The organism is Limosilactobacillus pulli (assembly GCF_947381555.1).
GTDB classification, from domain to species: domain Bacteria; phylum Bacillota; class Bacilli; order Lactobacillales; family Lactobacillaceae; genus Limosilactobacillus; species Limosilactobacillus pulli.
In genome coordinates, this window is sequence record NZ_CANCWQ010000018.1 from 1 (window position 1) to 13919 (window position 13919).

At 48.8% G+C, this 13919-nt stretch carries 12 protein-coding genes; all 12 read right to left on the minus strand.

Features of this window, described 5'->3' with window-relative positions:
* Positions 1 to 591: 591 nt before the first annotated feature.
* Positions 592 to 1581: a hypothetical protein gene (locus QOS03_RS06335; RefSeq protein ID WP_283575764.1), complete on the minus strand. Its 990-nt coding sequence runs from the start codon at positions 1579 to 1581 to the stop codon at positions 592 to 594.
* 304 nt (positions 1582 to 1885) lie between these two features.
* Positions 1886 to 2572, minus strand: coding sequence for a 2,3-diphosphoglycerate-dependent phosphoglycerate mutase (locus QOS03_RS06340; protein ID WP_033934849.1), 687 nt, complete (start codon positions 2570 to 2572; stop codon positions 1886 to 1888).
* Between the two features lie 104 nt (positions 2573 to 2676).
* The gene (locus QOS03_RS06345) at positions 2677 to 3102 is read right to left on the minus strand and encodes a phosphate-starvation-inducible PsiE family protein (RefSeq protein ID WP_169461771.1); all 426 of its coding nucleotides are present in this window, start codon (positions 3100 to 3102) and stop codon (positions 2677 to 2679) included.
* A gap of 263 nt (positions 3103 to 3365) precedes the next feature.
* Positions 3366 to 4511 (minus strand): ArgE/DapE family deacylase, encoded by a 1146-nt coding sequence (locus QOS03_RS06350; RefSeq protein ID WP_283575783.1) that lies wholly within the window; start codon positions 4509 to 4511, stop codon positions 3366 to 3368.
* Between the two features lie 296 nt (positions 4512 to 4807).
* The gene (purD, locus tag QOS03_RS06355; RefSeq protein ID WP_283575765.1) at positions 4808 to 6064 is read right to left on the minus strand and encodes a phosphoribosylamine--glycine ligase; all 1257 of its coding nucleotides are present in this window, start codon (positions 6062 to 6064) and stop codon (positions 4808 to 4810) included.
* Positions 6065 to 6127: 63 nt separating this feature from the next.
* Positions 6128 to 7666, minus strand: coding sequence for a bifunctional phosphoribosylaminoimidazolecarboxamide formyltransferase/IMP cyclohydrolase (gene purH / locus QOS03_RS06360; RefSeq protein ID WP_283575766.1), 1539 nt, complete (start codon positions 7664 to 7666; stop codon positions 6128 to 6130).
* Positions 7663 to 8253, minus strand: a complete 591-nt coding sequence (gene purN / locus QOS03_RS06365) for a phosphoribosylglycinamide formyltransferase (RefSeq protein ID WP_283575767.1) — start codon at positions 8251 to 8253, stop codon at positions 7663 to 7665. Before purN ends, purH begins: the two co-directional genes overlap by 4 nt.
* A 13-nt stretch (positions 8254 to 8266) precedes the next feature.
* Positions 8267 to 9313 carry a phosphoribosylformylglycinamidine cyclo-ligase gene (gene purM / locus QOS03_RS06370; RefSeq protein ID WP_283575768.1) on the minus strand — a complete coding sequence of 349 codons (1047 nt, stop codon included), beginning with the start codon at positions 9311 to 9313 and terminating at the stop codon, positions 8267 to 8269.
* A complete protein-coding gene (gene purF / locus QOS03_RS06375; RefSeq protein WP_283575769.1) occupies positions 9310 to 10779 on the minus strand; it encodes an amidophosphoribosyltransferase in 1470 nt (489 codons plus the stop codon). Before purF ends, purM begins: the two co-directional genes overlap by 4 nt.
* Positions 10755 to 12983 carry a phosphoribosylformylglycinamidine synthase subunit PurL gene (purL, locus tag QOS03_RS06380; protein ID WP_283575770.1) on the minus strand — a complete coding sequence of 743 codons (2229 nt, stop codon included), beginning with the start codon at positions 12981 to 12983 and terminating at the stop codon, positions 10755 to 10757. Before purL ends, purF begins: the two co-directional genes overlap by 25 nt.
* A 5-nt stretch (positions 12984 to 12988) precedes the next feature.
* Positions 12989 to 13669: a phosphoribosylformylglycinamidine synthase subunit PurQ gene (purQ, locus tag QOS03_RS06385; protein WP_283575771.1), complete on the minus strand. Its 681-nt coding sequence runs from the start codon at positions 13667 to 13669 to the stop codon at positions 12989 to 12991.
* Positions 13670 to 13918 (minus strand): phosphoribosylformylglycinamidine synthase subunit PurS, encoded by a 249-nt coding sequence (gene purS, locus QOS03_RS06390; RefSeq protein ID WP_006499343.1) that lies wholly within the window; start codon positions 13916 to 13918, stop codon positions 13670 to 13672.
* Position 13919: the final 1 nt, after the last annotated feature.

Sequence of the window (13919 nt, forward strand, 5' to 3'; positions counted from 1 at the left end):
ACACCGCCGGCGTTCATCCTGAGCCAGGATCAAACTCTCATATAAAATATAAGAACTTGAAAAGCTCAAATTTAAATCAAGCGAATTGACTTCGCAAATGTTTTTGCATCAATCGTAATGATTGATGACCCTACACATCTGTGTTCGTCGAAACTGTATTCAGTTTTCAAAGGTCTACCGTTGTTTGCTTATTTCAAGCAAACAACTTAATCAGTTTAACAAATTGTCAACTACCTGTCAAGAACTTTTTTATTTAATTTATCTTGATAGTTAAGCGAGAAGTAGTCAACCTCAAGTGATCAACAACTCATCGCCGCGACAACGTTATCTAATATAACGAGATTCCAAGCAAATGTCAACGACAAATTCAAACTTTTTAAAAAAAGTCAATGAAGCAGAACAACTTTGCCACCTCACCAGCAAAACGTTGCTCAATTGCCGAAGATTGTAATCGTTATCCATTTTTAACCATCGCTAGCTTTCGTGGTCATGAGCCAGTACATTTTAAACCAGCTGCTGCCTTTTTAGTCAAACAAATTAAATTCTTGGCAAATCAAAAACGTGCCACCGTTATCAATGACACGTTTTTGATTATTTTTGATTTTCAACAATTGGTTCGCTATCGTCAACTGCCACTGACTCATCAGCAGCATCGTCATAAGCCTCGCCAGTCAATACCTCAACTGGCTTGAAGGTCTTAACGAAAGCATCCTCAACCGAGATTGGCGATTGCGGCTTGCTTTGTTCATAAAATTGAGCCGTTGCTAAGTAAACGACTGGTGCATAGGCACAAAAGCCCAGCAGCATGATGATCAGGCCGGCATACATGACAAAGTAGATTGCCGTGTAGTTACCGTAATAGGCTACTCCACCAAAAATCGCGCCCCAGACCAGCATCGGCAGAAAGCTAACGACAAATTCAATCGTGAAAAACGACAGCTTCTTGCCACCCATAAAGCGGCGACTGGCCGTTAGAGCATGACGCATCGACTGACCCAAAAAGGCTGGCTGTTGATCGCGATATAGCAATGGTGCCTGTGAGTATTCCAAAGTCTTCCAGAACGTAATCAAGAAGTTGGCAATCCGAACCGCAATTACCAGCGCTTGATTCTTAGCTGCCAAGGCTGCCACGATATCCAACGGCAGCGTCCACAAGAAGATGAACAGGCTGCTGTAAAGCGTCAGCCGCAACAGCTGGTTTTTGTTCAGATGCTTAAAGTGCTTCCAGATCGTCGTCGCACTGACTTTTAGGTTCGGGTTCTTGATTTGATCCTGGTAGCTGTACAGAATGCTCATGTTGACAAAGTACATGACAAACGTTACCAGGAACCACAGAATCAAGATGCCTAATGCCTCAACCACGGCAAGCAGCACTTGACTGATCATGCCGTACATAATCAACATCGTGGCATAGCCCAGCATCATGGCGCTGCGCGTGAACAGCAGTGCCAAAAGAGCCGTCAATGCCAGGTAAAGCAGCGTGATGCCGGCAATTGGCCAAACCGCGGCGTTATATTTGCCCTTCAGCGTACTCTTTAGTTGGTTGATGAATTCTTTGAGAGGCAAGTGATTGCGTTTCATTAATTCAATTCTCCTCTTTTGCTTAATATCTTTAAAAATGTTCTTCGTGTATCTTAACACATCTTGGAGATTGTACCACTGTCACCGCCTATGCTTTACAAAGTCTTCACAAAATCACGAATCCATTCCTTAAATAACAAGTTTTTTACGAAGCCGACAGCTGATCACCATTACTGAACCAAAACGTGCAAATCAAGCGCGATTGCCGATGTCAAGCACAACCGCCCCGCTTACCTACTGATCTGTAAAGTAAAAAAAGACCCGCGAGCGATTCGCGGGTCTTTAAAGAACGTTTAAGAAATTATTAGTACTTTTCCTTGCTCAAAACGTTCAGCTTTTCATCGAAGTCATAAACAACTGGTTGGCCGGTAGCCATTTCCAGGTTCATGATATCTTCGTCAGAAATGTTTTCGATGTACTTGGAAAGAGCACGCAGGGAATTACCGTGGGCAGCAATGATTACGTTCTTGTTGTCCAACAGCTTTGGTGCAATTTCGTCTTGCCACAATGGAATAACCCGTTCCAGCGTAACTTTCAGGTTTTCGCCACCAGGAATGGCACGTGGGTCCAGGTTAGCGTAACGACGGTCCTTAGCTGCAGAGCCTTCGTCATCGGCACTCAGCAGTGGAGGCAGTACGTCATAGGAACGACGCCAAATGTGCACTTGTTCGTCACCGTACTTTTCGGCAGCCTTCTTCTTGTTCTTGCCTTGCAAAGCGCCGTAGTGACGTTCGTTCAGACGCCAAGTCTTGAATTCAGGAATCCAGAGTTGGTCGCATTCTTCCAGTGCGTAGTGCAGCGTCTTGATGGCACGCTTCAGAACGGAAGTGTAGGCGTAGTCAAATTCCAGACCGTGTTCCTTCAGTGCCTTACCGGCAGCCTTTGCTTGTTCAACACCTTCCGGAGCCAAGTCAACGTCTACCCAGCCAGTAAATTGGTTGGACTTGTTCCATTCACTTTTACCGTGACGAATCAGTACTAATTTAGCCATTGTTCGTTTGACCTCTTTCTTCTTTATGGTAAGCCGTATATAAAATACACAACAATTCAAGATATATTTTAAATCAGATTTTCGTTTGTGCCAATAGCAAGCACTTATTTATTGTGATGTTGTTCGCGATTGTTTTGCCAGTGCATCAAAATCTCACCCACAATCAAGGCCAAAATTGCCAAGCACGTCAGCACGTTTTGCAATGGCGCTTCATGCTCGGCAATCAATCCCCGCAGCAAGGCCGTGATTCCTAAGCTGATCAAAAAGTCAGCTGCCAGGTGACCATGATTCTGCATAGCGGCAGCTGCCATCGCCAAAAACTCAAGCAGCAAAAAGAAATTGATCAAGCTGCCTAATATCGAGTCGATCGATATCTTAGCACCACTCAGAAACGGTGTCAGTTCAACCAAGTGCCATAATTCTACAAAAATAAAGCAGATCAGGCACAGCCCTAGAATTGCCATCGCTGCTTCCATAAAGCCTTCAAAAAAATTGCCAACACGCTTTGCCAGACGATCGAATTTTTCCATTGTCACCGCTCCATTTTCATTTTGTTGACCTTATCGTATCAAAAATTCAACGACCGTGGCAGGTTTTTAATAGCTTTCGCTGACGGGCAATCAGCTGCCTAAAGACCACACTTTTAGTTAATATGGCGCAGTGTGCTGCTTATTTTGCAAGGTCACCAATGTATAGTTGACCTTTTTTACCTAATTCCAGCATTCTTTTAATTCGTCATGATTTTAAAATCAACTCAACCGCCTAAACCCAGCTGGCTGCTGCCTAAACGATTTTAGGACTCGCCAAAAAAATCCTTGGCAATCTGCAGATAGACTTGATCCGCCTGTAGATACTCCGCGACTGACAGCCTTTCATCAACCTGATGCGACATTTCTTCTCGACCCGGTCCCCATTCAACAATTGGAAAACGGTGTTCATCCAGTATGTAGCGCGAAGCATCCGAGGCACCGTGTGAAACGGCAAGCGGCAGAGATTGCTTAGCAACAGTTTGATATGATTGCTGCACCAGCGAAACGAATGGATCAGCCGGATCAGTCGCCATTGGCATAAAGCTGGCTACGACCTCTAATTCAAACCGACCGTCCGTTTCAGCGTTCAAACGGTCAACCATAGTTTGCAGCCGGTTCTGCACTGCCGTATTATCAAATTCCGGAATCGTGCGGACATTACCTTCCAAATAAGCGTAATCGGGAATGGAATTGAGCTGACGACCGCCGTGAAAGACCGTAACGCTGTGAATCAAGTGGCCCAAACTAGGGCTTTTTTCAACATCATCAAACGCGTGACGCTCATATTCAAAAAACTCCGCCAAATTGGCCACAGCATTAACGCCTAAGCTGGGATCTGAACTGTGAGCCAGATGACCATATGATTTGATGCGATAGTCAAACGAGCCGCTGTGTGCATACTCCAGCCGGTTGGTCGTGGCCTCGCCAACGATCATTGCATCAACATCGTGCACCAATCCTTGCCGCGTCAATTCCAATGAACCCAGACCGCCAATCTCTTCATCAACCGTCGCCAACAAGCGAACCTTGCCATGCTTAGGCAGACCGGCTTCCTTAAGCTCAATCAAGGTATTGACCATTGCTGCCAAGCCGCCCTTCATATCCACGCTGCCACGACCGTAAATAGCATCATCGATTACCTGACCACAAAATGGATTATGCTGCCATTTTTTGTCGTCACCAACATCAACTGTATCAAGATGGCCGGCCAACGCCAGTACTGGTCCATTCTCTGTGCCAACTTCGGCCACCAGGTTCGTACGCCCCGCTGCCAGCACAATCAGATTGGCCTCAATACCATGATCACTCAATACCTGTTTAAGATATTCGGCAGCTGGCTGTTCATGACCATTGACCGTATTGATCTGGATCAATTCCTGCAAAAAATTGAGCTTGGCGCCGTCTTCCATTTTATTCACGTCCTTTTACTCTCATTTTATTTTAATCTTATTTTAATTTTACCATAGGGAGCCAAAATCGCCAATGATTAAACAACGTTATTGCCAAACTCAAGCAGCCAGCAAATCCTAAAAAAACCTAATCAATCTGGCAGTCTAATCATAGGTTGTACCGCGCCAATAACGTTTTGCCATCAACAGCCAACCCATTTATTCAGATAGCCATAATGCTTACAAACTTTCTTATCATCAATAAAACGGCCGCCAATTCAAATTGAATCGCCGACCGTTTTAATTATTCACTTTAGTTAGTTTTTCAAAGCTTTATCACCAATATCATGACGATAGAAGCATTCTGGCTCATCTAATTTAGCCAGGTAGTCATAAACCTTGTCTTGAGCTTTTTGCAGATCAGCATCCTCACCAATCACCATTAAAAGCCGACCGCCGTCTCCATGCAGATCATTAAGATGTCCCTTGACGTTGGCATAGTCAATGGCAATGTCTTTAGCTGCTGGGAACGAACCAAGCGCCTGACCATGAACTGGCTTTTTAGGATAGCCCTTGGATGCCAGAATTACGCCCAACACAGCCATATCGCGTTCCTCAATTACCGGCATTTGTTGATCATTAACATTGGCATCGATTAATTCGACCAGGTCCGTTTTCAGCCGTGGCAATACAACCTGCGTTTCTGGATCACCCAGCCGCACGTTATATTCAATGACTTTAGGGCCATCCGCCGTCAGCATCAGGCCAATGTAGATAATGCCATGGTAGTTGTAGCCTGCCTGGTGCAGCCCATTAATGGTTGGTTCAACGACATCATCAATCATGCGCTGACGTTCGGCATCGCTAAGCTGTGGCAGTGGACTGTAGGCCCCCATGCCACCCGTGTTAGGACCTTTATCGCCATCGTAGGCCCGCTTATGATCCTGCGCCATCGGCAAAATCCGGTACTGATCATCCTGCACTACGACAAACATTGAGTATTCTGGTCCCACCAGACATTCTTCCAAGACCAGCTTTTCTTCCCCTAACTCAAACATTTCCGTAATCGTGTCCTCAGCTTCTGGCGTTGTCTGAGCGATCACGACTCCCTTGCCGCCTTGCAGACCATTGGCTTTGATGACTACCGGCCGAACAAAGTCGTTTAGCCCCGCCAATGCTGACTTTAGATCCGTAAACGTCTCGTGCTTGGCAGTTGGCACGTGGTACTTGTTCATAAAGTTCAGCGCGTAGTCCTTAGATCCTTCCAACTGAGCCGCTTCTTGATTGGGGCCAAAAATCTTCAGCCCGGCTTTTTGGAATGCATCCACGATCCCCGCACATAAAGCATCCTCAGGGCCAACAAACGTCCAGGCAATCTGTTGGTCCTTGGCAAACTGAATCAGCGCCTCAAAATCGTCTTCTTCAATGTTTAAAGGCACGATTCCCGCCGTTACCATGCCGATATTGCCTGGTGCACAATAAACCGTATCGACATGGGGACTTTCGTTGAGCTTTTTGGCAATGGCAAATTCCCGACCACCAGCACCAATTACCAGTAATTTCATCTTTTCCATATCTGTAAAACCTCTTTATCCAAAAAAGTCCGCGAAAATCAATCCGCGGACCTGCAAATGCAATTAGTGGCGGAAGTGACGAACACCCGTCATTACCATGGCAATGCCCATTTCATTGGCCATGTCGATCGATTCTTGATCACGTACCGAGCCGCCCGGTTGAACGATGGCCTTAATCCCGTGTTCACCGGCAAACTTGACACAGTCATTGAATGGGAAGAAGGCATCAGATGCCATTACCGTTCGACCATCAATGGCATCACCAGCATGCTTAACCGCGATCTTCAGAGAGTCGATTCGGTTTGGCTGCCCAGAACCTACGCCCAGCGTCCGTTCATTGTTGGCAACCACGATGGCATTGGACTTGGTGTGCTTAACGGCTTTCCAGGCAAACATCATCGTCTTAAGCTGTTCTTCAGTTGGCTTGACGTCCGTGACGCATTCCCAGTCATGCCAGTCTTCTTTAAGCGTATCCTGTTCCTGCATCAGCACCCCGCCCATGACGGAAACGACTTCATGACGCGTTGGCTCGTCTTTGGCTGAGAAGTCAACCTTCAGCAGGCGAATATTCTTCTTCTTGGCCAAAACGGCATAGGCATCTTCGTCAAAGCCTGGGGCAATGATGATTTCCAAGAAGATCTTGCGCATTTTTTCAGCCGTAGCCAGATCAACGGTCCGGTTCAAGGCAATCACCCCACCGAAAATAGAAACTGGGTCAGCTTCATAAGCACGATCCCAAGCCTGTTCCAGGGTTTCACCGCGACCAATGCCACAAGGATTCATGTGCTTCATAGCAACAACAGTTGGTTCATCAAACTCGCGCACGCTGCGCAATGCCTCATCGGCGTCCTTGATGTTGTTGTAGGAAAGCTTCTTGCCGTGGAGCTGTTCAGCTTCAAGGATCGAGAACTTTTTAGGAATTGGATCCTCGTACAGCCAAGCCTTTTGATGACTGTTTTCGCCGTAGCGCATCGTATCCTTCAAATCGTAGGTCAGCGTAAGCTTTTCTGGGTCTTCCAAATCCAGGCGCTTCGTCAGGTACTGTGAGATCAACGCGTCATAGGCAGCTGTGGTCCGGAATGCCTTGGCCCCCAGCATCGTCCGCGTTGCCAGCGTCGTGTTGCCATTGGCCTTGATTTCGTTGAGAACCGTTTCGTAATCGTTGATGTCGGTTACGATCGTCACGTCACGATAGTTCTTGGCTGCTGAACGAACCATCGAAGGACCGCCAATATCAATGTTTTCAATGGCATCGGCCAGCGTAACGTCTGGTTTTTCGATGGTTTCCTTGAATGGGTACAGGTTGACGCAAACCAGGTCGATTGGCGTGATGTTTAATTTGTCCAGGGTGTCCATGTGCTCAGCAACGTCACGACGCGCCAGCAGGCCACCGTGAACATATGGATTCAGCGTCTTGACCCGACCATCCAGAATCTCTGGGAAGTGGGTTACTTCTTCAATACTGATGGTCTTGATACCAGCTTCGTCCAGCGTCTTCTTGGTCCCACCAGTCGAAACGATTTCAAAACCATTTTCACTCAAGCCCTTGACGAAAGGCACCAGGTTGGTCTTATCAGATACGCTAACTAATGCACGTTTCATTGGTTGTTTTTCTCCTTTGTAATTCGTTCAGTCAAAATCTTCTTAACGGTTTCTGGATATAATTTGTGTTCAGTTTCATGAACCCGCGTTTCCAACGTGTCGACCGTGTCATCAAGATAGATTGGCACGTGCCGCTGGGCAATAATCGTCCCCGCATCCAGATTTGAATCAATGTAGTGAACCGTAACGCCGGTTTCTTTGCGATGATCGGCAAAGGCCCGCTCAATCGAATGCAGGCCCGGATATTCCGGCAGCCAAGCAGGATGCAGGTTGACGATACTGCCTTCATACTTATCCAGAATCGTTGGCCCGATAATCCGCAGATAACCAGCCAGCACGATAAAGTCAATGTCGTATTTTTCCAACACCGTCATGATCTTTTCTTCATAGGCCTGCTTGGATCCGCAAGACTTCACGGTAAAGGTTTCATATGGAACGCCCAGTCTTTGAGCACGTTTAATTACATAAGCATCGGGGTGGTCGCAAAAAAGCAAAGCCTCTTTGCCAGGAATATCGCCATTTTGAAAGTGCTCAGTCAGCACTTCAAAATTAGTCCCGTTCCCCGAGGCAAAAATTGCCACGTTCATGTTCTTGCCTCTTTTATTTAATAATCAGTTTTTCTTTATCAACTGGTCGGGCCTGCAGTTGACCAACCTGCCATGAGTCTTCGCCAGCCTGCTTTAAAGCATCTTGAACGGCAGCAGCGTTTTCTGGCGCCACAGCTAAAATCATCCCCAGCCCCATGTTAAACGTGCCGTACAGATCATCCGCATCCAAATCACCCATCTTTTGCAGATAGCTAAAGATCGGCAGCTTAGGCCAGGCACTGGAATCAACCACGGCCTGCAGGGAATCAGCAAACATCCGCGGCAGATTTTCCGGCAGACCGCCACCGGTAATGTGGCTGACCCCGTGAATCAAGCCCTTTTTGATCAATGGCAACACCGGTTTGACATAGATACGCGTAGGCGTCAACAGTGCCTCACCAACCGTTTGGCCATTCAGTTCGGCCGGCTGATCACTGAGCTTAACGTCATGATCCTTAAACAGCACTTGGCGCACCAGCGAATAGCCATTAGAGTGAATCCCTGATGAGGCCAGCCCAATCAAAACATCGCCAGCTTTTGGCAAGGCCGTCGTCAGCATTTTGTCTTGATCAACAACGCCGGTCGCATAGCCGGCCAGATCGTACTCATCTTGACTGTACATATCAGGCATCTCGGCGGTTTCTCCGCCAACCAGAGCTGCGCCCGCTTGCCGACAGCCTTCTGCCACGCCAGAAACGATCTGAGCCATCTTATCTGGTGTGTTGTGTCCCGTTGCGATATAGTCCAGGAAAAACAGCGGTTCCGCGCCCTGTGCCAAAATATCGTTGATGCACATCGCCACGCAGTCGATCCCGATCGTGTCATGCCGATTCAGCTTTTGGGCGATCAAAAGCTTGGTACCAACGCCATCCGTGCCTGAAACCAGAATTGGATGCGTCCAGCCGGCAACCGCGGTCAGATCAAACATCCCGCCGAAGCTGCCGATCCCGCCGACAACGCCGGGACGATCGGTTGAAGCAACGGCATCCTTGATTTTTTTTACCATTTCATAGCCGGCATTGACGTTGACGCCAGCTTCTTCATAACGTTTCCGCTTCATTTGGAGAGTCGTTCCTTTCGCGCGCGCTTTTCTTGTTCATTCAATGACTTGAGATAGCCTTCTTCAAAATCATACAGCGGCGTTGGATAGTCGCCGTTAAAGTAGGCCACCGTCAGACCGCCATATGGTGCCTCACCAGCGTCTGGAACGTTAATAGCCTTAACGACGCCGTCAACGCTCAAGAATCCTAATGAGTCGGCTTCCATCAACTTACACATCTCAGGGACGGAATAATGAGCCGCCATCAGTTCAGCCCGGTTGGAGACATCGATCCCATAAAAACATGGGAAACGGAATGGCGGTGAGGCGATCCGCATATGAACCGACTTGGCGCCGGCTTCTTTCAGCATCCGCACGATCTGCTTGGAAGTCGTTCCCCGCACGATCGAATCATCGACTACGACCACGTTCTTGCCGGCAACGACCCCGCGTACGGCCGAAAGCTTCATCTTAACGCCTTGTTCCCGCAATGCCTGCGTGGGCTGGATAAAAGTCCGGGCAACATATTGGTTCTTGATCAGCCCCATTTCATAAGGCAGACCAGCTGCTTCCGCGTAACCAGAGGCGGCGGAAAGCGAAGAGTTTGGCACCCCAATGACCATGTCGGCATCAGGGGCAGGCTGTTCCTTGGCCAGCAGCCGCCCCATCTGCTTGCGGGCACTATGCACTGTTACGCCATGAATAATGGAGTCGGGACGGGCAAAGTAGATGTATTCCATTGAACAGATGGCCAGCTTGGTGTCATCAGTATAACGATCTTCATGCAGACCATCCTTGTCGATGACCAGCAATTCACCTGGCTGGACATCACGAATCAGCTTGGCGCCCACGATATCCAAGGCACAGCTCTCACTGGTCACGACATAGGCTCCATTTGGCATCTGACCCAGGCAAAGCGGCCGAATACCATTAGGATCTAAGGCAGCAATCAAACGATCCTTTTGCAGGAACAAGAAGGCAAAGCCCCCCTTGACCATATTCAGTGTCTTTTTTAAGGCCGGAATAAAGCCCATGTGAATGTTTTGGCGGATCAAATGAATCAAGATCTCGGTATCTGAATCCGATTGAAAAACGGCGCCGTTGTCTTCCAGCTTACGGCGCAGCGTAACGGCATTGGTCAGTTGACCATTGTGCGCCATCGCAATGTCGCCATCATGAAAATGGAACAAAAATGGCTGCACGTTGTTGATCGAATTGTGGCCACTGGTACCGTAGCGAACGTGACCAATCGCGGCATCCCCGACCAAGCACTCCATATCGCTTGGATCGGCAAAGACTTCAGAAAGCAGGCCACGATCCCGGTGCTGATAAAGGTGCTCGCCGTCAGTCGTGACAATCCCGGCCCCTTCTTGTCCACGGTGCTGCAGGTTGTGCAGACCGAAGTAGGTGACTCGGTTGGCTTCTGGCACGCCAAATACGCCAAAAACCCCACACTCTTCATTTAGTCCTTTGATTTCATTGCGCATGGCAAAGCTTCCTCCCAAAGTTTTTGCATTTGAGCTACTGGCAAGTTGAGCTCAGCATCAGCCAGATGGACCTCCAGCCATTGCGTTGCTACAACCTCACCAGCTGGCATTGCATCGTCTTGCATGATTTCTTCAAAAGCCGCCACATTTTCTGGTGCCACGCTGACCAGCATCCGGCCCGGTGTTTCGCTGAAGAACTGCTTCTTATCCAGAGCACGGAAATCAGCATTTAAGCCCAGCTCCGTTTTAAAGACCGTTTCAGCAGCCGCCACGGCCAAACCACCTTCACTCAAATCATGAGCACTGGCTACCAGGCCGCTTTGTTCAGCCTTCAATAGGCGGCTCAGATAGTCATGAACGTGCTCCAGATCAAAGTCAGCCAGCGTCCCGGCAATATCACCCGTTATCATCTTCTGCAGTTCGGAACCGGCATAGTCATCGCCAGTCTTGCCGACCAGGTACAGCTTGTCGCCAGCATGTTGCACACGGGATGGGATAACATACTTGGCATCCTTAATCAGGCCCACCATGCCGACCATTGGCGTTGGGTAAATGGCCGAGCCGTTGTTTTCATTGTAAAGCGATACGTTACCGGAAATAACTGGCGTATCAAAGACGCGGCAGGCTTCAGCCATCCCTTCGATTGAATGGTGCAGTTCCCAGAAGATTTCGGGATCGGTTGGGTCACCGTAGTTCAGACAGTCCGTAATGGCTAATGGCAAAGCGCCAGAAGCAATGATGTTGGAGGCTGCTTCAACCAATGCAATCTTACCACCGACGTATGGGTTTAAGTAAACCAGGCGACCGTTGCCATCCGTCGTCATTGAAAGAGCCTTCTTGGTGCCGCGCACGCGAATAACACCGGCATCAGAACCAGGACCAACCACCGTTGACGTCCGCACCTGTGAGTCGTATTGACGCGTGATCCAAGACTTGTCGACAATCGTTGGCTGCGTCAGTAATTTCTTGTAGACTTCAGCCACGTCATCGATTACTGGCGTCCAGTTGGCCTGTTTTTCAGCATCGATTAAGCGCTGTGGCTTTCGTTCTTCAGATTCAACTTCCAAAACGTCATCCGTCAACGTTGAAACCGGAATATCACAGACAACCTGACCATCATGATGCAGCACGTATTGGTGACCTTCCGTGATCCGGCCAATCGTTACGACTTCCAGATCATAGTAGTCAAAGATCTTTTTAACGTCTTCTTCATGACCCTTCTTAACACACAAAAGCATCCGTTCCTGAGACTCGCTCAGCATGATCTCATAAGCTGACATGCCTGGTTCGCGCTGCGGTACCAAATCAAGATCCAGGTCCATCCCTGAGTTACCTTCAGAGGCCATTTCGGCACTGGAAGAAACAATCCCAGCCGCACCCATGTCTTGGATGCCGACCAGCCATTCCGCATGATCTTGAATCAGTTCCAGGCAGGCTTCCATCAGCAGTTTTTCCATGAATGGGTCGCCGACTTGAACGGCCGAGTGCTGTGACTCGTTGCCAGAGCCAAAGTCAGCGGAGGCAAACGTGGCCCCGTGAATCCCGTCACGACCAGTCTTGGCCCCAACGTACATCACGGCATTGCCAACCCCAGAGGCATTCCCTTCCTGCTGGTTCTTTTGGTCCATCAGCCCTACGCTCATGGCATTGACCAACAGATTACCCTTGTAGCAAGGATCAAAGGTCGTTTCACCCGCAACGGTTGGAATGCCCATGCAGTTGCCGTAATCGCCAATCCCGCGCACAACGCCATCAACCTTCATCCGCGTCTCGGCATCGCTTAATTCGCCAAAGTGCAGCGAGTCTAAAGAAGCGATTGGGCGCGCGCCCATACTGAAGATGTCACGCAGAATCCCGCCGACCCCAGTAGCCGCGCCCTGGTATGGCTCAACCGTTGATGGGTGGTTGTGACTTTCGGCCTTGAAAACGACTGCCTGACCATCATCAATGTCAACGACACCAGCACCTTCGCCAGGGCCTTGCAAAACGCGATCATTTTTGTTGGGGAACAGACGCAGCACTGGCTTGGACTTTTTGTAGGAGCAGTGTTCCGACCACATTGCCGAATAAAGGCCCGTTTCCGTGTAGTTTGGCAAACGGTGCAGCAGCTTTTCACTGATGTAGTCATATTCTTTTTCGGACAGACTCCAGTCGAGATATGGTTTCTTTTCCTTAATTTCTTCAGGGGTCATTGCTTGCTTCATTCTAATTATGCCTCCGTCTTAACCGTACCGTTTTCCAATAAAGACTTGAACAGTCGCAAACCGTCCGTCGAACCCAGCAGTGCTTCTACGGCCCGCTCTGGGTGGGGCATCATGCCCAATACGTTGCCGCGCTTGTTGACGATCCCAGCAATGTTGCGCAAAGAGCCATTGGGGTTTTCACTTACATAGCGGAACACGACTTGATGATTGGCTTCCAGCTCATCCAAGGTTTTTTCATCCGCGTAGTAGCTGCCTTCACCGTGCGCGATTGGCAGGGCAATGCGTTCGTGAGCCTGGTACTGCGTGGTAAAAAGCGTATCGTTGTTAACGACTTCCAAAGGCACCGTTTCACAGACGAACTTTTGACTGTCGTTTTTCTTCAATGCACCAGGCAAAAGACCGGCTTCCGTTAAGATCTGGAAACCATTGCAGGTACCGAAGACCGGCTTGCCTTCATTAGCGAGCTTGATGACGGCCGGCATAACGTTGGCGAACCGAGCAATTGCGCCGGCTCGCAGATAGTCGCCATAGGAAAAGCCCCCTGGCAGCATAACCGCATCAAAGCCATCCAGACTCGTGGCCTTGTGTGAAACGTATTCGACATCAGCATTGCAGACATCGTGCAGTGCCGAGTACAGATCGATATCACAATTCGAGCCTGGGAATTGAATGACCGCAATCTTCATTTATTTCGCCTCCAGCACTTCAAACTTGTACGTTTCGATGTTGAAGTTGACCAGCAGTGATTCAGCCACTTCCTTAACCGTGTTTTCAACGGCTGCCTGATCGCCTTCAACCTGCAGATCAAAGAACTTGCCAACCGTCAGATCCTTAACTTCTTCATGCCCCAACTGGTGGATGGCATTTAAAACAGATTCGGCTTGGGGATCAAAAACAGATTGCTTGTAGGTAACGTAAATACGAACGGTAGTCATT

Excerpts from the sequence above, each read along its gene's own strand:
- QOS03_RS06335 (WP_283575764.1), bottom strand. The coding sequence starts at position 1,581 with ATGAAACGCAATCACTTGCCTCTCAAAGAATTCATCAACCAACTAAAG.
- QOS03_RS06340 (WP_033934849.1), bottom strand. The coding sequence starts at position 2,572 with ATGGCTAAATTAGTACTGATTCGTCACGGTAAAAGTGAATGGAACAAG.
- QOS03_RS06345 (WP_169461771.1), bottom strand. The coding sequence starts at position 3,102 with ATGGAAAAATTCGATCGTCTGGCAAAGCGTGTTGGCAATTTTTTTGAA.
- QOS03_RS06350 (WP_283575783.1), bottom strand. The coding sequence starts at position 4,511 with ATGGAAGACGGCGCCAAGCTCAATTTTTTGCAGGAATTGATCCAGATC.
- purD (WP_283575765.1), bottom strand. The coding sequence starts at position 6,064 with ATGGAAAAGATGAAATTACTGGTAATTGGTGCTGGTGGTCGGGAATTT.
- purH (WP_283575766.1), bottom strand. The coding sequence starts at position 7,666 with ATGAAACGTGCATTAGTTAGCGTATCTGATAAGACCAACCTGGTGCCT.
- purN (WP_283575767.1), bottom strand. The coding sequence starts at position 8,253 with ATGAACGTGGCAATTTTTGCCTCGGGGAACGGGACTAATTTTGAAGTG.
- purM (WP_283575768.1), bottom strand. The coding sequence starts at position 9,313 with ATGAAGCGGAAACGTTATGAAGAAGCTGGCGTCAACGTCAATGCCGGC.
- purF (WP_283575769.1), bottom strand. The coding sequence starts at position 10,779 with ATGCGCAATGAAATCAAAGGACTAAATGAAGAGTGTGGGGTTTTTGGC.
- purL (WP_283575770.1), bottom strand. The coding sequence starts at position 12,983 with ATGAAGCAAGCAATGACCCCTGAAGAAATTAAGGAAAAGAAACCATAT.
- purQ (WP_283575771.1), bottom strand. The coding sequence starts at position 13,669 with ATGAAGATTGCGGTCATTCAATTCCCAGGCTCGAATTGTGATATCGAT.
- purS (WP_006499343.1), bottom strand. The coding sequence starts at position 13,918 with ATGACTACCGTTCGTATTTACGTTACCTACAAGCAATCTGTTTTTGAT.